The 20,186-nt window shown below is 41.6% G+C and carries 22 protein-coding genes; 18 read left to right on the top strand and 4 right to left on the bottom strand.

Translation table 11 applies throughout. The features are described 5' to 3' along the window. From ATG70_RS16380 to ATG70_RS16370, 3 genes are read left to right on the top strand one after another with little or no spacing between them, the layout of a single operon-like run. On the top strand, positions 1-591 hold the full coding sequence (locus tag ATG70_RS16380) for a cob(I)yrinic acid a,c-diamide adenosyltransferase (protein ID WP_098445322.1): 591 nt from the start codon (positions 1-3) through the stop codon (positions 589-591). Between the two features lie 3 nt (positions 592-594). Continuing rightward, on the top strand, positions 595-1,080 hold the full coding sequence (locus ATG70_RS16375; protein WP_098445321.1) for an ECF transporter S component: 486 nt from the start codon (positions 595-597) through the stop codon (positions 1,078-1,080). After that, positions 1,077-1,799 (top strand): ATP-binding protein, encoded by a 723-nt coding sequence (locus ATG70_RS16370; RefSeq protein WP_098445320.1) that lies wholly within the window; start codon positions 1,077-1,079, stop codon positions 1,797-1,799. The genes ATG70_RS16375 and ATG70_RS16370 overlap by 4 nt, the downstream gene beginning before the upstream one ends. A 108-nt stretch (positions 1,800-1,907) precedes the next feature. Here ATG70_RS16370 and ATG70_RS22605 read toward each other — a convergent pair whose 3' ends face one another. The 3 genes from ATG70_RS22605 to ATG70_RS16360 all read right to left on the bottom strand — a co-directional run bounded on the left by ATG70_RS22605 (position 1,908) and on the right by ATG70_RS16360 (position 3,932). After that, entirely contained in the window at positions 1,908-2,075 is a 168-nt protein-coding gene (locus ATG70_RS22605; RefSeq protein WP_179886311.1) for a hypothetical protein, read from the bottom strand. Positions 2,076-2,291: 216 nt separating this feature from the next. After that, positions 2,292-2,909, bottom strand: coding sequence for a cell wall hydrolase (locus tag ATG70_RS16365; RefSeq protein WP_098445319.1), 618 nt, complete (start codon positions 2,907-2,909; stop codon positions 2,292-2,294). A 123-nt stretch (positions 2,910-3,032) separates the two neighbouring features. Then, positions 3,033-3,932, bottom strand: a complete 900-nt coding sequence (locus ATG70_RS16360; protein ID WP_098445318.1) for a hypothetical protein — start codon at positions 3,930-3,932, stop codon at positions 3,033-3,035. A gap of 228 nt (positions 3,933-4,160) precedes the next feature. On the opposite strand from ATG70_RS16360, the gene ATG70_RS16355 reads away from it, so the two are divergent. From ATG70_RS16355 to ATG70_RS22600, 5 genes are all read left to right on the top strand, one after another. Then, on the top strand, positions 4,161-5,519 hold the full coding sequence (locus ATG70_RS16355) for a cell wall-binding repeat-containing protein (protein ID WP_098445317.1): 1,359 nt from the start codon (positions 4,161-4,163) through the stop codon (positions 5,517-5,519). A gap of 191 nt (positions 5,520-5,710) precedes the next feature. Further along, complete coding sequence (locus tag ATG70_RS16350; RefSeq protein ID WP_179886310.1) at positions 5,711-7,111, top strand: cell wall-binding repeat-containing protein; 1,401 nt, start codon at positions 5,711-5,713, stop codon at positions 7,109-7,111. Positions 7,112-7,436: 325 nt separating this feature from the next. Continuing rightward, the gene (locus ATG70_RS16345) at positions 7,437-8,465 is read left to right on the top strand and encodes a YARHG domain-containing protein (RefSeq protein WP_142329593.1); all 1,029 of its coding nucleotides are present in this window, start codon (positions 7,437-7,439) and stop codon (positions 8,463-8,465) included. Beyond that, positions 8,465-9,301 carry an N-acetylmuramoyl-L-alanine amidase family protein gene (locus ATG70_RS16340; protein WP_179886309.1) on the top strand — a complete coding sequence of 279 codons (837 nt, stop codon included), beginning with the start codon at positions 8,465-8,467 and terminating at the stop codon, positions 9,299-9,301. The genes ATG70_RS16345 and ATG70_RS16340 overlap by 1 nt, the downstream gene beginning before the upstream one ends. Before the next feature lie 620 nt (positions 9,302-9,921). Continuing rightward, a complete protein-coding gene (locus ATG70_RS22600) occupies positions 9,922-10,086 on the top strand; it encodes a hypothetical protein (RefSeq protein WP_159785935.1) in 165 nt (54 codons plus the stop codon). A 55-nt stretch (positions 10,087-10,141) separates the two neighbouring features. On the opposite strand, the gene ATG70_RS16335 is transcribed toward ATG70_RS22600, so the two are convergent. Continuing rightward, a complete protein-coding gene (locus ATG70_RS16335) occupies positions 10,142-11,047 on the bottom strand; it encodes an LCP family glycopolymer transferase (protein WP_142329592.1) in 906 nt (301 codons plus the stop codon). 231 nt (positions 11,048-11,278) lie between these two features. On the opposite strand from ATG70_RS16335, the gene ATG70_RS16330 reads away from it, so the two are divergent. The 10 genes from ATG70_RS16330 (at position 11,279) to ATG70_RS16290 (ending at position 20,186) form a co-directional block, all read left to right on the top strand. After that, the gene (locus ATG70_RS16330; protein WP_098445312.1) at positions 11,279-12,043 is read left to right on the top strand and encodes a tyrosine-protein phosphatase; all 765 of its coding nucleotides are present in this window, start codon (positions 11,279-11,281) and stop codon (positions 12,041-12,043) included. A gap of 255 nt (positions 12,044-12,298) precedes the next feature. After that, complete coding sequence (locus tag ATG70_RS16325; RefSeq protein ID WP_098445311.1) at positions 12,299-13,039, top strand: YveK family protein; 741 nt, start codon at positions 12,299-12,301, stop codon at positions 13,037-13,039. Then, positions 13,029-13,730: a CpsD/CapB family tyrosine-protein kinase gene (locus ATG70_RS16320; protein ID WP_098445310.1), complete on the top strand. Its 702-nt coding sequence runs from the start codon at positions 13,029-13,031 to the stop codon at positions 13,728-13,730. The genes ATG70_RS16325 and ATG70_RS16320 overlap by 11 nt, the downstream gene beginning before the upstream one ends. Positions 13,731-13,829: 99 nt before the next feature. Then, positions 13,830-13,982 carry a hypothetical protein gene (locus tag ATG70_RS22595; protein WP_179886308.1) on the top strand — a complete coding sequence of 51 codons (153 nt, stop codon included), beginning with the start codon at positions 13,830-13,832 and terminating at the stop codon, positions 13,980-13,982. Continuing rightward, a complete protein-coding gene (locus tag ATG70_RS16315; protein ID WP_098445309.1) occupies positions 13,983-15,806 on the top strand; it encodes a polysaccharide biosynthesis protein in 1,824 nt (607 codons plus the stop codon). A gap of 193 nt (positions 15,807-15,999) precedes the next feature. Then, positions 16,000-17,112: a DegT/DnrJ/EryC1/StrS family aminotransferase gene (locus tag ATG70_RS16310; RefSeq protein ID WP_098445308.1), complete on the top strand. Its 1,113-nt coding sequence runs from the start codon at positions 16,000-16,002 to the stop codon at positions 17,110-17,112. Continuing rightward, entirely contained in the window at positions 17,113-17,721 is a 609-nt protein-coding gene (locus ATG70_RS16305; RefSeq protein ID WP_098445307.1) for a sugar transferase, read from the top strand. It abuts the gene before it with no gap. Between the two features lie 33 nt (positions 17,722-17,754). Next, positions 17,755-18,288, top strand: a complete 534-nt coding sequence (locus ATG70_RS16300) for a GNAT family N-acetyltransferase (protein ID WP_098445306.1) — start codon at positions 17,755-17,757, stop codon at positions 18,286-18,288. Further along, on the top strand, positions 18,275-19,222 hold the full coding sequence (locus ATG70_RS16295; RefSeq protein WP_098445305.1) for a 1-aminocyclopropane-1-carboxylate deaminase/D-cysteine desulfhydrase: 948 nt from the start codon (positions 18,275-18,277) through the stop codon (positions 19,220-19,222). Before ATG70_RS16300 ends, ATG70_RS16295 begins: the two co-directional genes overlap by 14 nt. Further along, the gene (locus tag ATG70_RS16290; RefSeq protein ID WP_098445304.1) at positions 19,212-20,186 is read left to right on the top strand and encodes an ATP-grasp domain-containing protein; all 975 of its coding nucleotides are present in this window, start codon (positions 19,212-19,214) and stop codon (positions 20,184-20,186) included. The genes ATG70_RS16295 and ATG70_RS16290 overlap by 11 nt, the downstream gene beginning before the upstream one ends.

Below are 20,186 nucleotides of genomic sequence, written 5' to 3'. Positions count from 1 at the left end.
ATGAGAATTTATACGCGAACAGGTGATGAAGGGAAAACAAGCATTATCGGTGGCAGAGTTGATAAAGACGACGTGCGCGTTGACGCTTATGGAACGGTCGATGAAGTGAACGGTTTCGTCGGACAGGCGATTGTCGAGCTAAGTGAACTTGGGAAAGATTCGTTGAACGACCTAATTGATGACCTTGAAAAAATTCAGCATGAGCTTTTTGACTGCGGTGGGGACCTTGCGAACGTTTCGCCAAAGCGTGAATTAAAGCTAAAAGAAGAATCGATCACATACCTGGAAGGGCGTATTGATGAATTTATTGAAGAAGCACCCGCTCTTGAAAAATTCATCCTCCCAGGCGGCAGCAAACCATCCGCCACGATCCATATCGCGAGGACGATCACACGTCGCGCCGAGCGACATGTTGTGACGTTGATGAAGCAAGAAGAAAACGTACCAACCGTGCCAATGAAATACTTAAACCGTCTATCTGACTACTTCTTCGCGCTCGCACGCGTCATCAACTTCCGCTTAAACGTAAAAGACATCGAGTACGCAAGAAGCGCAAAGGTGTTCCGCGGCGGGAAGCGTAAAGGAGAGTAAATCATGTCTGGAAAACGCGCAAGTCTTCTTGCGATGTTCATTGCGCTCTCCGTCGTTGGCGCGATTCTTAAAATGCCCTCAGCCGTTGGAAGTATCGCTCTCGATGCCTTTCCAGCCCTAATAGCGGCGGTACTTCTTGGAAAAAGAAGCGGGGCGCTGATCGCAAGCTTCGGGCATCTGTTATCTGCGCTTATCGTCGGTTTTCCACTCGGTCCAATGCACGTCTTCATCGCAGCGGAAATGGCCGCGCTCGTCTGGCTGTTTGGAAAACTGTATGAAGCGAAAAAAACGAAGTGGGCTTCCGCTACGTTTGCGATCGGGAATGGACTTGTCGCGCCGCTTCCGTTTCTCTTCATCCTTGGAACAGGATTTTACGTTGCAATCGTTCCAAGTCTGTTGATTGCGTCTGTGTTAAATCTCGCACTTGCGCTCATTCTCATCCCTCGCCTAGCACCAGTTTTTGAGAAAAGCGGACTGGCAAGCTTATGAGAGATGGGACAGTCATTGGATTAGGTGACGAGACGCTTATCATCACAAGCGATAACAGCGGCGCAATTGGTATGAAAGAACAAGATCATGTAGCGGTTCCATACGATGTTGTCGCCTACTACGCTTTTCGCGTCGCGGTGATGGAAAACATCGCCCTTGGCGGCGTTCCCATTTCCGTGGTGATGCATAATTTTTGTGGAGACTCGGAGTGGGAAGCACTTGTGAGCGGAGTAGAACGTGGAATTCGAGAGCTTGATTTCGACCACGAGATCACGATTACAGGAAGCTCGGAAACGAACATGCCGCTGCTTCAATCGGCGCTCGGAGTTGTCGTCGTGGGGAAGCAGAAGCGTGAGATAGCGGAAGTTCGTTTAGAAAAGGCGACGAGCTTCGCGGTGATTGGTAACCCCCTCGTTGGCGAAGAAGTTGTGAACGAAGAGACAGCCATCGCTCCACTAGAACTCTTTCGCTGGGTAAGTGAGCAGGAAGGCCTTCAGGCAGTGCTTCCAGTGGGATCCAAAGGGATTCTCTATGAGTTGAATGAGCTTCTGGATGGCGTGCAAGTTCAGGAGAGTATGGTTCAGACTGATCTTGATCTCTATAAATCTTCAGGGCCGTCTACTAGTTTTATAGTCGCTTATGATGGAATGATGGAAGGTCGACTGTTGAAGCGAGCGGGGCAGTATTTTAATAGAGTGGAGATAAAAAGGTCAATATAAAGAAGGGGGTCAGGCTCGAGCCTGACCCCCTCAACAAACAAAAACCGCGTATTGTCCGCCTCGGGCGGACAATACGCGGTTTTATTATCTATTGAACATCATTTACCACTACAACACTTGTTTATTACGATTATTATCCGCATACATCTTCTCAAGCTCAGTTAAAGTAAGTTCGTGTAACTTACTAAGATCTTTCCGGTTATCAGGTGAATTTAGTAGCTTACGAATTAGGTAGGTTCGACGATCAATCATGCCTTTACGGAGTTGGACTCCCATGAACACAACCTCCTTCCTTGACTATCCCATTTGCCTCTAGCATAACGTGTTTGAGCGTTTTTGTGTGTTAAGAAATTGTGAAGAAATTAACAAAGAATGTGGGAAGAAATGAAAAGAGGTGTGAAGGGGGTCAGGCGCGAGCCTGACCCCCTTCACAAACAATAATGCCGTAAAGTCCGCCTCAGGCGGACTTTACGGCATTAACACTATTATTCTCTACCTCGCATACACATGCTGCCCAATCGTCTTAATCACGTCACGCGAAAAAATCCACTCATCCGAAACACCGCTCGGATTATAGTAATATGTCGCCCCTTCAGATGGATCCCATCCAAAGTACGCATCCTTCGCTGCTCGGTAAGAAGAAGCATCAGGCGTAAGCCAATACTGCCCATCATTCAGCGCCGTAAAGGCATTTTGCTGATAAATCACCCCGTATGTACTCCCTGGAAAAGCGGAAGATTGAACACGATTCAGAATAACAGACGCGACAGCAACCTTTCCTTCATAAATCTCACCACGAGACTCGCCGTGCACAACGTGTGCGATCATTTCAAGATTACTCAGCATGTTCAGCGTATTCGTCCCCGCTACGCCATCCGCGCTCAGACCGAAATCCGCCTGAAAATCGCGAACCGCTTCTTTCGTAACCGAACCATAATAGCCAGTTGGTGTCGTATGGAAGTATTCGAGTTTCTCTAAAACCCTTTGCATGTGCTCAACCTCTGATCCTGTAGAGCCCTTGTCCATCATTGCCGAAGCCTTTTCCTCAAAGAAGAATAAATAAAAGCATGAAGCAAGGACAAGAGAACCAAGTACATGTACAAATTTCATTAGCAAACTCCTCTCAAATAAATTAACCCTCATTATAATACAGGAAATCAAGGGAAGATATGGAACAGAGTACCTTTCTTCATTTATATCAATTCCCATCGAAAGTCTAGTTTTATCCAGATTCTAACTTGCACGAAAAACATTCGCCTGATTCCGTACAAACAGCTCCCTGATCCACGCCTCCCCATCAGCACCTGGATTCGCACAAACAAACTCCTGCCCAATCCCGGTCGAGACGGTGCACCCGTCAGCATCCTGGTGCCACGTACGATGGTGAACCTGACTAATATTCTGGTACAAAAACGATGGTAATCGCCACGTTCCATGCTTCCCATCAAGTCGCTCAGACAAACATAATCCCTCATTCAGCGTCTTAAAGTAACCACACCCTGGTATCCCAAGATCTTCAAACAGCCATTCATCCGGCACGTACACATAATTTAATTTCGAAAACGCATCTTTCGTCACATGTGGGTGACGCCCGAGCCCATACTGATCCGAAGCCGACTGCGCTTCTGCATACGTTTCAATCCGCTTTTTCACCTTCATCCATCCATACAAAAAATGTCCTTTCCGTGCTTTCCCAACCGCCTTAAAACCTCCGAAGAAAAGAAACAAATCCCCATCTGCAACGTCCATTTTTCGCAAATGAGGTGCTGCATTTGCCTGACCGAATCCTTTCCCGATCTGTAGCCTACTCGTCTCTGAGACCCATGGTGGCCTTCCAAGCATCGGGTCAAAATGCGCATAGATATCCGGATCGTCGATTTCTCGCATTCCATTGCCTACCTTGATTTTTGAAGTTCGATAGATATCCTGATAAACATCACTCGCATTCGTCCCGATCCCAGCTCCTAAATACCCTCGCTCCACCGGTATTTCATCATACCGAATCCTCGCCTGAAAGACTTGCTTCCGCTCAGGAATAGGTAACCAAACGTACTTCCCCGTCGCCTCATCATACGGCGATAATCTTCCACCGCTACCTGCATCAAAACCTTTTCGACTTAGCACAAGCTTCATTGTACCGCTCCTTTTTTGGAAGTGACTGGATACTCCTTTCGTCATGCTCAACATGCATCCCTTTTAATTGTAATAACAATCTAAAAATTTCCTTGTACTTTTACACAAACAAAATAAAACTCCCCTAGCCATAGCTATCTATCTCCTATATACTTCACACTGAGTAATAAAATGGAATATTTTGTCCGGGGGATTGATTCAAAAAATCAATAGATAGGGGAGATCGGAATGAAAAAATCAGTTGGCCTGCTGACGGTCATGCTTGCGGGAAGTATGCTTGGTGCTCCTGCAGCCTCAGCTACACAGGATACCAATGCTCAGAAAGCCTTTCACTTTATGGAGGAAGTAGAGCCAAACAATGCGTTTGATTGGGCAAATAATCTGCCATTAAATGACTATGCAATCGGGAAACTAACAGACAGTGATCAGGACTATTATAAAGTCGTGATTGACGGAGACGAAGCACTCCCAGTGGAAGTTTTCGCTGGTACATATGAAGAAATGAGCTCACTCGATCTTAAGGTGAAAACCTTTAACAGTTCACAAGAGGAAATCACACCTGACTACAAGGATACGCAAGAAGGCTTCTATGCTGGTTTTGAAGCTCTCGAACCTGGCACGTATTACTTTGCCGTTTCAGATACTGCCAACAAAAACAACGGTGCAGAGTACCACTTCACCGCTTCAATCGCGACAGGCGAGCAAGAAATCACGCGGATCGAAGGCGCCAATCGCTATGAAACAGCGGTTGAAATTGCGAAAGCTGATTTTAATGAAGGAAATGCATCTGAAGTCGTTCTTGCCACAGGGGGCGATTTTCCTGATGCCCTTGCTGGAGCGCCTCTAGCGTATCAGATGGATGCCCCGATTCTTCTAACAAAATCAAACTCGATTCCAAGTGAGGTAAAAGAAGCACTTGACTACTTCGGTGTAAATCACGTGACGATTCTTGGCGGAGAATCAGCGATTACGGAAAATGTTGAAAACGAACTAAAAGACATGAACATTGCCTTCAGTCGCATTTCAGGTGAGAACCGCTATGACACAGCGGCCCGAATCGCGAGTGTCCTAGGTGATGAGAGCGACACAGCGTTCGTTACGTACGGGGGCGACTTCCCTGATGCGCTATCGGTTGCTTCCATCGCCGCACAGGACGGGAGCCCGATCCTTTTAACGAAAACAAATGAGCTTCCTGCTGAAACAGAAAAAGTCTTATCTAACTACGACAGCACCTACACGATCGGCGGGCCAGCAGTTATCAACGATAACGTTCTGGAAGAGCTCCCAGAAGGAACGCGAATCGCAGGTGCCAACCGATATGAAACATCCGTTGAGGTCATCAAGCAGCTTGATGTACCGGTGAAATTCGCAACGCTAGCAACAGGCATGAATTTTGCGGACGCGCTAGCAGGCTCCGTCTATGCGGCCGATACATCTCAACCAATCGTTCTTACAAAAAAGGACAGTCTCACAACGCCAGCTGCGCAACTTTTTCTTGAAAATGAAACGAAAGCTTACACCATTTTAGGTGGAAAGAATGCAATTGGACAAGGCGTTGAAGACGACCTTAGCATCTTATTTGATTAAAAGATTAGAAGACTTGGACAAACGTCCAAGTCTTTTTTCATTAAGTCTACCATTCGACAAAAATAGCCTATAGCCGAACCCCCGTTTCTCCTATATAATCCTCTTAGTGTAAAGAAATGGAAGGGTGATGAAGGAGCAGGGGACATGCTCGTTTTGCTTAAAAAATGAGATTGATAGGGGAAACGATACGAATGAAAAAAGCACTTGGACTATTATCGACTGCCATCCTTGCAGGAAGCCTAATGGGGGGACCTGTTGCCTCTGCTTCCACCCATGATGCGCTTATGAAGAAGGCACAGAAAATTTCCATGAACGATGATTATAATGAGTGGGAATACGTTTCTGAAGTAGAACCAAATAATAGTTTCAAAGAAGCAAACGTCCTTATAAGCGATGACGTGGCGACGGGGAAACTAACTGATCAAGACGAGGATTTCTATAAACTTGAAGTTGAAGCAGACGAACCAGTTTCTCTGTCTTTCGGAGCGGGGACAGACGAAGAAGAGCCGACGATGGAACTTTGGGTCGACCTTTATGATGAAAACCAAAACAAACTAACACCGGACTTTGAAGATGGCGAATACGGTTACTACGGCGCAATCGAAGAGCTTGAGCCAGGGACCTACTATTTTCGAGTGACGGATACGGAGAATAAAAACAATAACGTAGATTACTATTTTTCAGCCTTCACGTATTCAAATGACCCAGTCGTCATGAGAATCGCAGGGGAAGACCGCTACGAAACTGCGGTCGAAATAGCGAAAACGGGATTTGAAGAAGGGTATACGCCTGAAGTTGTACTTGCAACAGGACAAAACTTTCCTGACGCTCTTGCTGGAGCACCACTTGCACTTCAATTGGGTGCACCAATCCTTCTTTCCCCAACAAAAGAGTTACCGGCTTCTGTAAAAGAAGCGCTCGCCTATTTTGGCACCGAGCACGTGACGATTCTTGGTGGGGCAACAGCGATCTCTAAAAACATCGAAAAATCCCTCACAAAAATGGGCATCGATTATGACCGCATTGAAGGAAAAGACCGCTACGACACAGCTGCCAAGATTGCAAAGGAAATCCATCCGTACTTTAGTGACACCGCATTCGTCACGTACGGAGGAAACTTCCCCGATGCACTATCTGTCGCATCGGTCGCTGCTTCACAGGGAAGTCCAATTCTTTTAACGAAAACAAAAGAGCTACCAGCCGTAACCGCAAAAGCGTTGAAAAACTACAATGACACGTATGTTATTGGTGGTACAGCCGTTGTAAGCAACACCGTCTTCAACAAATTACCACATCCAAAACGGATTGCAGGAGACAACCGCTACGACACGTCTGTTCAAGTCGCAAGACAGCTTGATCTACCAGGGGAATTCGTGAATCTAGCAACCGGTGAAAACTACGCCGATGCTCTTTCCGGCTCAGTTCTAGCCGCAAACTTCTACGAGCCCATTCTCTTAACGAAGAAAAATGAGCTACCAGAGGAAGTAAAAGATCTCTTTATCGACAAAGAAACATTCTTCTTCACCATTTTCGGTGGACCGAATGCGGTCAGTGAGGACGTAGAGGATGAGATTTGGGAGATGTTTGAGTAAGGAACTAGATGGTCAGCAATTGCTGACCGTCTTTTTATTTTTATTTTATCTTTTGTATTTCATTTTTATTTTTTGTCTTTGAAGGGGGGTCAGGCTCGAGCCTGACCCCCCTTCAAAGACAAAACCATAACAAATTCCACCCCACGTGGACATGTCAAAGCACCCCTCACTCTGAAGTGCTATCCCTACCAAATGTCCCATATACTGGTTGAGGGAAATCTGAGTTGCTAAGGGGGCGAAAAGGGTGGAGCATTGTACCAATTGCGGTGAGAGATTAGAACGAAATCAAGAATTCTGTACAGCTTGCGGTCAGCGGGTACACCTAATGGAGAAAGACACGCCATCGAGAGTGAAAAGAAAAGCTCCGTTCACAAAACCTATGATCGGCATCGCTTTATTCATTCTGATTGGTTTACTTGTAGGCGGCGCATTTTATATTGGCGGTAAGTATACTTCCCAAAAACCATCAAATGTGAGTGATGATTCAGCTCTCACAACAGACGAGGTGTCATCAGTAGACGAGAAAAGTCAAGTAGACCAAAATGAAGCAAAAGAAAACACACAAGAAACATCTGAGGCGAAACCAGTCCCCACTCTAAAAAGCACGACAGAGAAAAACGACACCGATGCAAACAGGAAAACCCTAGACATCGACAGCGCCATTAAAGAACTGAATAACCTTTCCATTCAGGCAAACGGACGAGACATTTCCTTAGGCGAATGGGATATCACAAAGAACGATGGAAAACTCTTGATTCAAGCTGATGAAATTCCATCTGCTAACCTGGAACACATATTTACCCTTTACGATCAGCAAAACTTAGCTCCGATCAAAAAATGGTCAATAGAAGTACTACACATTGCACAACAATTAGAAAAACAAATGCAAGTAGACTGGAACATCAGCGTCGGCAATGATTGCGTGGCTCAGTATCCACTGACTCTCCCATCCGACGTTATTACCCAATACTCTGGTTCCTGCGGCTATTCTATTCCTGTTTTACAAGCGACCAACTGGGGAGAAATGACGTTATTTATTGATGAAAAAATGATGTCAGAATACACAGCGGATCCGGTGTTTGACTACATCGAGAGCTCCAGTTCCTATCTCTTACCACACAGTGACGTTATCAAACTATCTGAAAGTGAACTCACTTCCTTCAATAAAGACGAACTCCGTTTAGCCAGAAATGAAATCTTTGCTCGTCACGGTTATTTGTTCAAATCAGATGAACTAGAAAGTTACTTCGCGGCAAAAACCTGGTATTATCCGGATCCTTACTACGATGGTTCATTAAATAACGTCGAAGAGTATAATGTGAAACTAATTGAAGATTTGGAGGAACTATATTAGTGAGAGGCAAAAGAAAAGTAGCGATTATAACTGGCTCAATTATTCTCGTTGGCCTCTTGCTATCCTTATTTCTTTACTTCTATAACGCGCAGGATACAAGTCAGAGTGAAGTGGGTCAAACGTCTGGACAGCCGGCCTTTGAAGAGGATCAAACAAAAAAGACAGCAGCTCTTAAACAAGAAGCAGAAGCCAAAAGAGCACTACCTTCTCCTAGTCCTAAGAAAAACTTTACCATCGTCATCGATCCCGGCCACCAGCAGCTAGCCAATCACGATCAAGAGCCCCTTGCTCCCGGAAGCAAACAAATGAAAGGAAAAGTCTCCTCAGGTACGAGGGGAGTCAGTACAGCAAAACCCGAGTATGAACTAACGCTCGAAGCAGCTCTGATCTTAAAAGAATACCTGTCAGAGCACGGATTTAACGTTGTTCTAACAAGAATGGAGAACATGGTGGATATAAGCAACAAAGAAAGAGCAGAAATAGCAAACGAACATCAAGCAGATTTGTTTATCCGATTACACGCGGATGGATCAAATGATAGCAGCGTAAAAGGATTTCATATTCTCACACCAGCCGAAGGTCATGCCATGCATAAACAAAGCCTTCAAGCATCCAAAGTCATCTTCAGCGCTGTGCAACGTGATCAGTCAATCGATACGAACGGCATTTCGTTTCGAAGTGATATCACAGGGTTTAATTGGTCTCAAGTTCCAACAATGCTGATTGAAATGGGTTTTATGACAAATACGGAAGATGATCACAATCTCTCAGATCCAGCATATCTTCGCAAGCTTATGACGTATGTAACGGAAGGCATCGTTGCTTATAGCAAATAGAGAGGAGGGGGGTCAGGCGCGAGCCTGACCCCCCTCGAAGACAAAACCCAAACAAAATCCACCCCACACGGACAGTCGAGTACTACTCAACATCAACCGCCCCTCATAAAACAAAAAAAGGACAGTGCACCCGCACTGCCCTTTTCACTATCTATCTCAACTAACCACACTTAACAAAATCTTACCCCACCCAAACAAAGCGATCCAGAGAGGAATACTTAATGAGACGCCCCATACCATACCGACAGCAAAGTTGCCTTCTTCCTGGTAGTGCATTTCCTCATCTCCCTTTTAGAAACCCTGATCATTTATTTATAAAGAATCAATCAAAACTGTGAAAGCATCCAAATGCAAAACTTGACTCTACTATACGTGATAGCGCTATCAAAGTCTGTCGTTCCGCGGAAAAGAAATACGCTAATTTTGTATCGTTTACTAGTTTTAGTATACCCACGAACGGGTACAAATATACCGAAATGAGCATATTACAAGATTGACAATCCTAGTAAATGCCCTTCATTTACAGTCAGTTTACAGATAATTAACAATTTTTATATAGGCGCTTCTTGAAATAAATGGTATAATCGCAAAATAGTTTACTAGAAAACGGAGGATTTGAAATGAAAGGGAAAGAGGTTCAAAACCCTATGTGGGATGAATTACAGCAATTTGTGCAGCAGGTTGAAGGCGAAGCGAAGCAGGCAGGCGAAGCAAAGCCGTACATAGACCAGATTCGCGATATCCTCTCTAAGAACATGTCGCTATCGAAACTAGAAATCGAATAGCAAAAAAGAAGGCCCCTTCCAAACGAATTGGAAGGGGCCTTCTTTTTTTAGTGTGCTAGCTTAGTTCAAGATGATCTTTCAACTTCTGCGTAATCGACTGCTTCTCTTGATCAGATACGATGTAATACCAGAGCCCGTCAATCATTTCACCGCTACCGTCAATCTCGAACGTTTCCATGTTGTTGCGAGCGCCTTTGTAGTTCTTGAAAATATCATTCATTTCATTAAACGTCATGTTCGTCTTTACGTTGCTACCGACTGCTTCAAGCAAATCATCAATTTTGTTAATACTTCCAACGTTTGCACCTTTGTCGATAATCGCTTTAATGATTTCACGCTGGCGATCGTTTCGACCAAGGTCACCTTTCGGATCTTCGTAGCGCATGCGAGAGAAAGCAAGTGCTTCATCTGCATTTAAGCTTACTTCACCTTGAGGAAATGTATAGCCACCATAATCAAAGGCAAATGGATTATCTACTGTCACACCGTTCAAAGCGGATACCACATCTTCGAATGCTTCCATGTTTACTTTAAAATAATAGTCAATCGGAACATCGAGGAAGTTCTCGACCGTATCCATTGCCATTTCAACGCCACCATAGGCATACGCATGGTTCATTTTCTCTACTGTTCCACGACCGATAATTTCCGTTCTCGTATCGCGAGGAATATTAAACATCATCATTGAATTGTCATTTGGGTTAACTGTAATCATGATCATCGTATCCGAACGGCCCTGATCATTTTCGCGTTCATCAACGCCCATTAAGAGAATCGAGATCGGATCTTTTTCCTTTGTCTCTACTTTCTCCGTCCGGAGCTTAGAGGTTTCCCGACTAATTGGCTCATGTATATCGCTTGCCGTGTCTTTCACAGAGTCATATAAGTAATAGGCATAGCCACCACCGGCTACGACAAGAACGCCGAGAATCACGCCAACGATGATAAGGAATTTCTTCATTATACATTCCATCTTTCCATAGAGTAGTTGTCTTAATGAAAGGTTAAAAGTCTACCTTTCATTATAAGTCGAACTATTTTGTAAAGTAAATACCTTCCAGAGAATCACTGATTCAAGATGCATGAAGTTTCATATTATGGTAACATCATAAAAAGACGTTCTTCAAAAAGAACACATTGTCGGATCTTATAAAAACATATAAATATACCGCACAGAAAGGGGAAGGAAAGCATGATTGATATTCACTGTCACATTCTACCGGGGATTGATGATGGCGCCAAAGATTTGAATGATAGTCTTGAGATGGCGCGTCAGGCGCAATCTCAAGGGATTACGCGTATCGTGGCGAGTCCCCATCATAAGAATGGAAGCTTTGATAACAACTTTCAGGACATCCTGACAGAAGTAAATCGATTAAACAAAGAACTAACGAGAGAAGGCATCGACATCGAAATCCTTCCTGGGCAGGAAGTGAGAATCTACGGGGAGATGGAAGAGGATCTTGATGTGGATCTTCTCACGGTGAACAACTCAGGCATCTATATGCTGATTGAGTTTCCATCGAGTCACCTTCCGCGCTATGCGAACAAGCTGCTGTTTGATCTTCAGCTAAAAGGGATCGTTCCCATTATCGTGCACCCTGAGCGGAACAGAGAAATCATGGAGGATCCATCAAAGCTCTATCGTTTAATTAAAGAAGGTTCACTAAGTCAGGTGACAGCATCCAGCGTAACGGGACGAATGGGCAAGAAGATTAAAAAATTCTCGCTTGATTTGCTTTCCCATAACTTGGCACACTTCATCGCATCCGATTCACATAACACGACAACGCGCCCATTTGATTTGAGAGAGGCGTATGAGACCGTTGAAAAAGAACTCGGGATGTCGATACGTTATCAAGTGCAGGAAAATCCGGAAGAAATGGTGCAAGGAAGAATGATCGACAAAGATATTCCTGAACGCATCAAAAAGAAAAAAGTGCTCGGCCTGTTTTAAGCAAGAATAAAACACGAAAATCCGCTTATTCTAAAAATAAGCGGATTTTCCTATGAAGAAATTTCGTGAAGTTTTTGTAAAGGAAGCGCTTTCTTCGACAGTGTTCGACATAGTTCTATGTATCTATCTTACTATTTAAGGGTTTAATGGTTTTAACGTAAAAAAAACCCTAATTTTAACTGATTTTCTGTGTTATAGTAAAAACTGTAATTCTTTCAGTACCAAAATAAATGACGATTGCGTTGGAGGCACCTTATGGAAGAAACGATTAGTTTAAAGGAAATATTTGAAGTACTCAAAAAACGTCTTGCACTCATTCTACTTATTACTCTACTCGCTACAGCAACGAGCGGTGTTGTCTCTTATTTCTTTCTTACTCCAATTTATGAAACTTCAACCCAAATTTTAGTAAACCAAAAAGCAGATTCCGAAAATGGATTCGATTATAACCAGATTAAAACCAACGTGGACCTTATTAATACATATAGCGTCATTATTAAAAGTCCAACGATACTAGACGATGTAAAAGAAGAACTTTCACTTGATATGACAACAAGCGCACTTAATAATAAGATTTCAGTAAGCAACGCGCAAAACTCTCAGGTTGTTTCATTATCTGTGACAGATCCTGATCCTGCAGTCGCGGTTGATATTGCCAATACAACAGCAAGCGTATTTGAAAAAGAAATTAGCAACATCATGAACGTCGATAACGTTAGCATTCTTTCAAAAGCTGGCTTTGAAGGCACACCTTCGCCAGTGAATCCAAATCCGGTCCTAAACATGGCAATTGCATTAGTAGTAGGCTTAATGGTTGGTGTTGGACTTGCATTCTTACTTGAATACCTGGATAACACGATTAAAACTGAAGAAGATATTGAAAAAGTTCTTGGCGTACCAGTTCTAGGTACAATCGCTGTCATTGAAGATCGCGAAGCAGGCATCACGAAGAAAAAAGGCAAAAAGTCAGTAAGGGGTGAAGCAGTTGAGTCGTAAAGAGAGAGGTTCCGTTAACGTGAGTAAGGAAAGAAGTCTACTTACTCACCAAAATCCAAAGTCTCCAATCGCGGAGCAATACCGTACGATCCGAACGAATATTCAATTTGCTTCTGTGGAAGAAGACATGCGTACGATCATGGTTACCTCTTCCGGACCGATGGAAGGGAAATCCACAACGATCGCGAACCTTGGCGTTGTGCTCGCACAGCAAGGAAAAAAGGTTTTGATTGCTGATACTGACCTTCGTAAACCGACTGTTCACTATACGTTCCGCGTCATGAACACGAGAGGACTTACCAACGTCCTGACGCGCCAGGCGGAGCTGACAGAAGTAACGACTGCAACAGAAGTACCGAATCTAGACGTGCTAACAAGTGGACCTGTTCCACCCAATCCATCAGAACTTCTAGGTTCAAAAGCAATGGATGCGCTCATCGAAGAGGCACTTACGTACTATGACATTATACTCTTCGACTGTCCTCCAATACTTGCGGTGGCAGATGCACAAATTCTTGCGAATAAAGTTCAGGGAACCGTACTTGTGATTAGCAGTGGGACAACTGAAAGAGAAGCAGTGGTAAAGGCAAAAGAACGCCTTGATTCAGCAAAGGGGAAGCTGCTTGGCGTTGTGCTTAACCGTAAGAAGATGAAAGACGGTAGCTATTATTACTACTACGCGCAGAAATAAATAAGAAAATACTTCTTTAGAGAAGTATTTTTTTGGGAGAATCGCGTGACTTAAGGCGCGCGTCTTAAGTCACCGTCATTAAAAGGGGGGAGTGGTGAAATGAAGGGGACGGATCAATTACCAAAGTCGATTCGAAAAGCCATTCGGTACATTAAGCAGGATGCGCCAGATCAGAAGCTGGTAGAAATTCAGGGGTTGTTAAATCGATCGATTGAAGAGCGTATGACAAAATCAAAAGTGGGGTGCAAGTAAGTGACTTATCGAAAGCGGTTATCGTCGTTAATCGTGATAGATTCATTGATTGTAGCTTTTGCGATTTTTATTAGTAGCTTTCTTTTAAATTATAACGATTTTCTATCATCAAAACCGATTATTGCAAGCTCAATTGTACTTTTACTTGGTCATCATTTCTTTTCATACTATTACAAGCTATATAAACGAGCGTGGCAGTATGCGAGTATTGGGGAGCTAGTCGTCATTTTCAGAGTTGTGACGTTCTCGATAGCCCTAGCAGCACTAGCGCAGTTCGTCATGTTGCAGGATATCTACTTCCGAGCGCTATCAATTACATGGATGATTCATATGTTGCTTATCGGTGGATCACGCTTCGCATGGCGCATGTTCCGCGATACGTATATGAATACGAAAAACAAGAAAAAGCGTGTTCTCGTCATCGGCGCTGGATCAGCAGGTCGGATGATCGTCAGGCAATTAAGACAAAGTGTGGATTCAGACTTGAATCCAATTGGCTTTATTGATGATGATATCCGAAAGCAAAACTTAGAAATTATGGGTGTTCCTGTTCTTGGATCGACGGATGATATCGAAGAACAAGTGAGAAAACTTGAAATCGATAATATCGTTATTGCGATTCCATCTCTTTCTAAAGGTGAGATGAAACGTATCTATGAAGAATGCTCAAAAACAACAGCGAAAACACAAATCATTCCAATGATTGAAGATTTAATGACTGGTAAATTATCGATCAATAGCTTCCGTAATGTAAAAGTAGAAGATTTATTAGGCCGTGAACCAATTAAATTGGATACAGATAACATAGCAGAAACGCTCACTGGAAAAACAGTGCTCGTTACAGGTGCCGGTGGATCGATCGGATCTGAAATCTGTCGCCAGGTTTCGAAGTTCAATCCAGATCAGATGATTCTACTTGGTCACGGTGAAAACAGCATTTATACAATTGAAATGGAGCTCCGCAATACATACGGTGATACCATTACCTTCATTCCAGTGATCGCAGATGTACAGGACCGCGAACGTCTTGGTGAAGTGATGAAAACACACCGTCCAAACGTTGTCTATCATGCCGCAGCTCATAAACACGTTCCTTTAATGGAAGCAAACCCCCATGAATCGGTGAAAAATAACGTGATTGGAACGAAAAATGTTGCCGAAGCCGCAAGCGATGCAGATGTTGATACATTCGTGATGGTTTCAACAGATAAAGCCGTTAACCCGACAAGCGTGATGGGCGCAACGAAACGACTTGCGGAAATGATTGTGCAACAAATGGACAAGATCAGCGCAACAAGATTCGTAGCCGTTCGTTTCGGTAACGTTCTAGGAAGCCGTGGTAGTGTCATTCCACTCTTTAAGAAGCAAATACAAAAAGGTGGCCCAGTTACCGTAACGCATCCGGATATGGTTCGTTACTTTATGACAATCCCTGAAGCTTCGAGACTAGTCATTCAAGCTGGCGCCATGGCACAAGGCGGAGAGATTTTCGTTCTTGATATGGGTGAGCCGGTTAAGATTGTCGATCTTGCAGAAAACCTCATTAAATTATCCGGTTACTCCGTTGATGAAATTGGAATTCAATTTGCTGGTGTGCGACCTGGTGAGAAGTTGTATGAAGAGCTTCTTGGAAAAGATGAGGTTCATGATGAGCAGATTTATCCGAAGATTTATGTTGGGAAGTCGATTAATGCGGATTTGAATGTTGTGATGGATTTTGTTGGTCGGTTTGAGGATATGGATAAGTTAGGTGTTAGAGAGAGGGCTTTGGATATTGCACATAATCGGGTTGAATCTGAAAAAGAGTTGTTGTATGCGAAGTAACCTATCTATACACATCTAATATGAAAAGTTAAGGTGCTGAGTGGTCATCCACCCAGTGCCTCTAACTTTGATGTTTTAGTGGATTAGTAGTTAGTTTGAAGAAAAATATATTCAGTTAAGTACTAAGCAACTAAACGTAATGCAATCATACATAGTACAAAATAGACTACAGCATGGAAGGAAGTACTTAGCAATGAGAGATCGAATTTTTCTCTCGTCACCTCATATGAGTGATGAAGGATATGAACTGCAATATGTGAATGAAGCGTTTGAAACAAACTGGATCGCACCGCTTGGAACGAATGTAAACGAATTTGAAAATGAACTTGCTTCGAAAGTAGGATCTAAATCAGCAGCTGCTCTTTCTTCAGGAACTGCAGCAATTCACCTTGCCTTAAAAGCAGCTGGAGTGGAGGAAGAGGACATCGTTTTTTGTCCAACCTTAACGTTCTCAGCTACAGCAAATCCAATTATCTATCAAAATGCAACTCCTGTCTTTATTGATAGTAATGAAGAAACATGGAACATGTGTCCGAAAGCGTTGGAAGAAGCTTTTACGAAATATCCTGAAGTTAAGGCTGTTATCGTTGTTCATCTTTATGGACTATCAGCAGATATGGATCAAATCGTAGCACTTTGCAAAAAACATAATGTAACACTTATTGAAGATGCTGCGGAAAGTCTTGGTACTTATTATAAAGGACAGCATACAGGCACATTCGGTGATTATGGGATTTTCTCTTTCAATGGCAATAAGATCATTACTACTTCTGGTGGTGGAATGTTGGTTTCAAATAATGAAGAGAAAATTGCTAAAGCGAGATTCTGGGCTACGCAATCTAGAGATACGGCGAGACACTATCAGCATAGTGAACTTGGCTTTAACTATCGAATGAGTAATGTTGTTGCTGGAATTGGTAGAGGTCAGCTTAAGGTTTTGGATCAGCGAGTTGAAAAGAAGAGAGCGATTTATGAGTACTATAAAAAAGAACTTGGCGATCTTGAAGGTGTAGAATTTATGCCAGCAAATGAGTGGGATTACGCTAACTACTGGTTAAGTGCTATGACATTGAATGGTTGTGTACGACCACTTGATGTGATGGAAGCATTGGAAGCAGAAAATATTGAATCAAGACCGATTTGGAAGCCGATGCATTTGCAACCGTTTTTTGAGAAATATGATTTTGTGGGTACGGATGTTAGTGAGCGGTTGTTTGAGAATGGGGTTTGTTTGCCGTCGGATACGAAGATGACGAATGAGGATTTGAAGAGGGTTGTTGATGTCGTTAAAGGGTTGTGGATATAAATGAAGAAAAATCTGAATGTATTTATGAAAAGGTCAATTGATTTATTGGGTAGTTTAATAGGTATAATAATAATTTCACCAATAATTATTATTATTGCATTAGCGATAAAGTTAACATCAAAAGGGCCGATTTTCTTTCGGCAAGAAAGATTAGGTAAGAATGGTGGATTATTTAAGATTTTAAAGTTCAGAACTATGGTAGTCAATGCTGAGAAAGTTGGCACGGGTTTATTTGTTAAAACAGAAAATGATAATAGAATTACAAAAATAGGTAAGGTGTTACGCTCCACGAGTCTCGATGAACTCCCACAACTTTGGAACGTTGTAGTTGGGGAAATGAGTTTAGTAGGACCTCGCCCACCGGTGCCTCATCATCCTTATAAATACGAAGATTATAGTAGCTTTCAAAAGAAAAGGTTTGAAATGAAGCCGGGAATGACTGGATTGACACAAGTTACTGTGAGAAATTCTGTGCCGTGGGATAAAAGAATACCGATTGATGTAGAGTACGTTGAAAAATTTAATGTTTGGCTAGACATAATGATTATCCTCAAGACGATTAAGAAATTATTTAAAGGAAGTAGTATTTATACCCATAATAATGATTGAAGTTGACTTTTTATTAAATGGAGGTTTGGAAATATGGAAATATCCATTCGAAAATTCCAAAGAAAAGATATACCTTATAAAGTTAAATGGATTAATGATGAAAAGAACAACAAATACCTTCATTATGAGTTGCCACTTCGAGAAGAAAAGACTTTACTATGGTATGAAAGTCTTGTTAATAGAAATGATAGAGTTGATTTTACCATTACTTATAATGGAGAGCCTGCTGGATTAATTGGATTACTTAATATTGATAATAAAAACAAAAAAGCAGAATATTATATATGTCTGGGTAGTGAAAACTTTAAGGGTAAAGGTATAGCTAAAGTAGCAACTGATCTATTGATAAAATTTGGAGACGAAGAAATTGGTCTTAATAAAATTTATTTATATACAGAAGTAGAAAACATTCAAGCTCAAAAACTTTTTGAAAGCTGCTCCTTTGAAAAGGAAGGTTTACTAAAAAACGACCTAGTTCATAATGAGGAAAAAATTGATAGGTATATTTATGGCCTGAATGTAGAAAATTATATTCAAAATATAGGTGCGGTAAATGAATCTAGGTAACTATGAAGCTACGCAAATCAAACTAATGAATGAGAATTTAAATAATAACAACTTTTATATTAAACGTGATGATTTATTACCTGTATCATTTGGAGGTAATAAGGCCAGAAAGGCGATTCTGTTTTTTGAAGATTTAAAGGTAGGGAACTTTGACTGCGTAGTAACTTATGGTAGTAGCAGTTCAAATCATTGTAGAGTTATAGCTAATATGGCGGCCGCAAATGAAATTCCCTGTTATATTATTTCTCCTAGCGAATCATCTAACTCAACCTACAATAGTAAAATGACTGAATTATTTAGTGCAATCATTACATATTGCCCTGTTACTGAAGTAAGTAATCAAATTGACCAAAAGCTTAAGGATTTAAGAGCTCGGGGTTATAATCCTTACTTCATTCAAGGGGGAGGGCATGGTAACTTTGGTACACAGGCTTATGTTTCAGCGTACAAAGAAATAATTGATTATGAAAAATCTTCAGGAATACATTTTGATTATATTTTTCACACTTCTGGAACCGGAACAACACAAGCAGGACTAATATGCGGAAAACTAATATATGGTGGAGAAAAAGAAATTGTAGGTATTAGCAATGCCCGAAGAAATCCTTATGGTGGAAAAGTTGTTCTAGATAGTGTGAATGAGTACTTAAAATCACAAGGAATAAAACCGGTAACTGAGGAAGTAATTACATTCCTAGATGATTATGTACTGAATGGGTATGGATCCCATAATGAACAAATATTACAAACTGTAAAAAATGTCTTAACATACGATTTTATCCCGTTGGATACTACATATACTGGAAAAGCTTTTTGGGGAATGAAAGAATACGTTAAGAAAAATCAGATAAAAGAAAAAGAGATTTTGTTTATTCATACTGGTGGTACACCGTTGTTTTTTAATGATTTGGGGGAACTGAAAAATGAACGATGAATTGAACATACTAATTTTAAGTTGTGGCACTAGAAATAAAATTGTTCAGTATTTTAAAAAAGAATTAGCTGGAAAAGGGCGTGTGTTTGCAACAGATTGTAGCGAATTAGCGCCTGCACTTTATGAAGCCGATAAACATTTTGTTGTCCCAAGAATGGATGCTAATGGTTATTTAGATGAAATACTTTCCATATGCAGAGAGTATAAGATAACGGCAGTTTTATCATTAATTGATCCAGAGCTAAGTTTGCTTGCAGAAAACAAAAAATCTTTTTTAGAAATTGGTACTATACCTATTGTTTCAGACTCAGACGTTGTTGAATTATGTTTTGATAAGTATAAAATGTTTGAATTCTTAATTCAAAACAAATTTAAAACAGTAAAAAGTTATGTGAATAAAGACAATTTTTATCATGATATTGAAACAGGGGAAATTAATTATCCCGTTTTTGTGAAACCGGTTAGAGGTAGTGCTAGTTTAAACATAAACAAAGTTACTTCAAGAGAAGAAATAGAGTTCTTATTTAGCCAATTTGATGATTTAATGATTCAAGAATACATGGACGGAACTGAGTACGGTGCGGATGTTTATATTGATATGAATTCTGGTGAGCCTGTTGCAATTTTCACAAAAGAGAAAATTAAAATGAGAGCAGGAGAAACTGACAAGTCTGTTTCAATTAAAGATGAAAAGCTCTTTAGTTTAATTGAAGACTTCGTTAGTAAATCAGGATTTAAAGGTATTATAGATATTGATATATTTAAAGTGAATGGAGAATATTATATTTCTGAAGTAAATCCTCGATTTGGTGGAGGTTACCCACATGCATATGAATGTGGTGTTAATGTTCCTGAGTTAATTCTTAATAATGTAAGTGGCATAGTTAATCTTGGGAAAATTGGAGATTATGATAAAGGATTATTTATGTTGAAGTTTAATGAAGTTATTGTAAAAAGTGGTTGA

Source organism: Bacillus sp. es.036 (assembly GCF_002563635.1).
In the GTDB taxonomy this organism is placed as follows: domain Bacteria; phylum Bacillota; class Bacilli; order Bacillales; family Guptibacillaceae; genus Guptibacillus.
Note: the sequence above shows the minus strand (reverse complement) of the source record. Positions and strands in the feature narration are given on the sequence as shown.

Coding starts and splice junctions, on each gene's coding strand:
- ATG70_RS16325 (WP_098445311.1), top strand. CDS start 12,299: ATGGAAGAAACGATTAGTTTAAAGGAAATATTTGAAGTACTCAAAAAA.
- ATG70_RS16295 (WP_098445305.1), top strand. CDS start 18,275: ATGAATCTAGGTAACTATGAAGCTACGCAAATCAAACTAATGAATGAG.
- ATG70_RS16345 (WP_142329593.1), top strand. CDS start 7,437: ATGGAGAAAGACACGCCATCGAGAGTGAAAAGAAAAGCTCCGTTCACA.
- ATG70_RS22600 (WP_159785935.1), top strand. CDS start 9,922: ATGAAAGGGAAAGAGGTTCAAAACCCTATGTGGGATGAATTACAGCAA.
- ATG70_RS16300 (WP_098445306.1), top strand. CDS start 17,755: ATGGAAATATCCATTCGAAAATTCCAAAGAAAAGATATACCTTATAAA.
- ATG70_RS16365 (WP_098445319.1), bottom strand. CDS start 2,909: ATGAAATTTGTACATGTACTTGGTTCTCTTGTCCTTGCTTCATGCTTT.
- ATG70_RS16370 (WP_098445320.1), top strand. CDS start 1,077: ATGAGAGATGGGACAGTCATTGGATTAGGTGACGAGACGCTTATCATC.
- ATG70_RS16375 (WP_098445321.1), top strand. CDS start 595: ATGTCTGGAAAACGCGCAAGTCTTCTTGCGATGTTCATTGCGCTCTCC.
- ATG70_RS16335 (WP_142329592.1), bottom strand. CDS start 11,047: ATGAAGAAATTCCTTATCATCGTTGGCGTGATTCTCGGCGTTCTTGTC.
- ATG70_RS22605 (WP_179886311.1), bottom strand. CDS start 2,075: ATGGGAGTCCAACTCCGTAAAGGCATGATTGATCGTCGAACCTACCTA.
- ATG70_RS16305 (WP_098445307.1), top strand. CDS start 17,113: ATGAAGAAAAATCTGAATGTATTTATGAAAAGGTCAATTGATTTATTG.
- ATG70_RS16330 (WP_098445312.1), top strand. CDS start 11,279: ATGATTGATATTCACTGTCACATTCTACCGGGGATTGATGATGGCGCC.
- ATG70_RS16360 (WP_098445318.1), bottom strand. CDS start 3,932: ATGAAGCTTGTGCTAAGTCGAAAAGGTTTTGATGCAGGTAGCGGTGGA.
- ATG70_RS16310 (WP_098445308.1), top strand. CDS start 16,000: ATGAGAGATCGAATTTTTCTCTCGTCACCTCATATGAGTGATGAAGGA.
- ATG70_RS16355 (WP_098445317.1), top strand. CDS start 4,161: ATGAAAAAATCAGTTGGCCTGCTGACGGTCATGCTTGCGGGAAGTATG.
- ATG70_RS16350 (WP_179886310.1), top strand. CDS start 5,711: ATGAAAAAAGCACTTGGACTATTATCGACTGCCATCCTTGCAGGAAGC.
- ATG70_RS22595 (WP_179886308.1), top strand. CDS start 13,830: ATGAAGGGGACGGATCAATTACCAAAGTCGATTCGAAAAGCCATTCGG.
- ATG70_RS16290 (WP_098445304.1), top strand. CDS start 19,212: ATGAACGATGAATTGAACATACTAATTTTAAGTTGTGGCACTAGAAAT.
- ATG70_RS16380 (WP_098445322.1), top strand. CDS start 1: ATGAGAATTTATACGCGAACAGGTGATGAAGGGAAAACAAGCATTATC.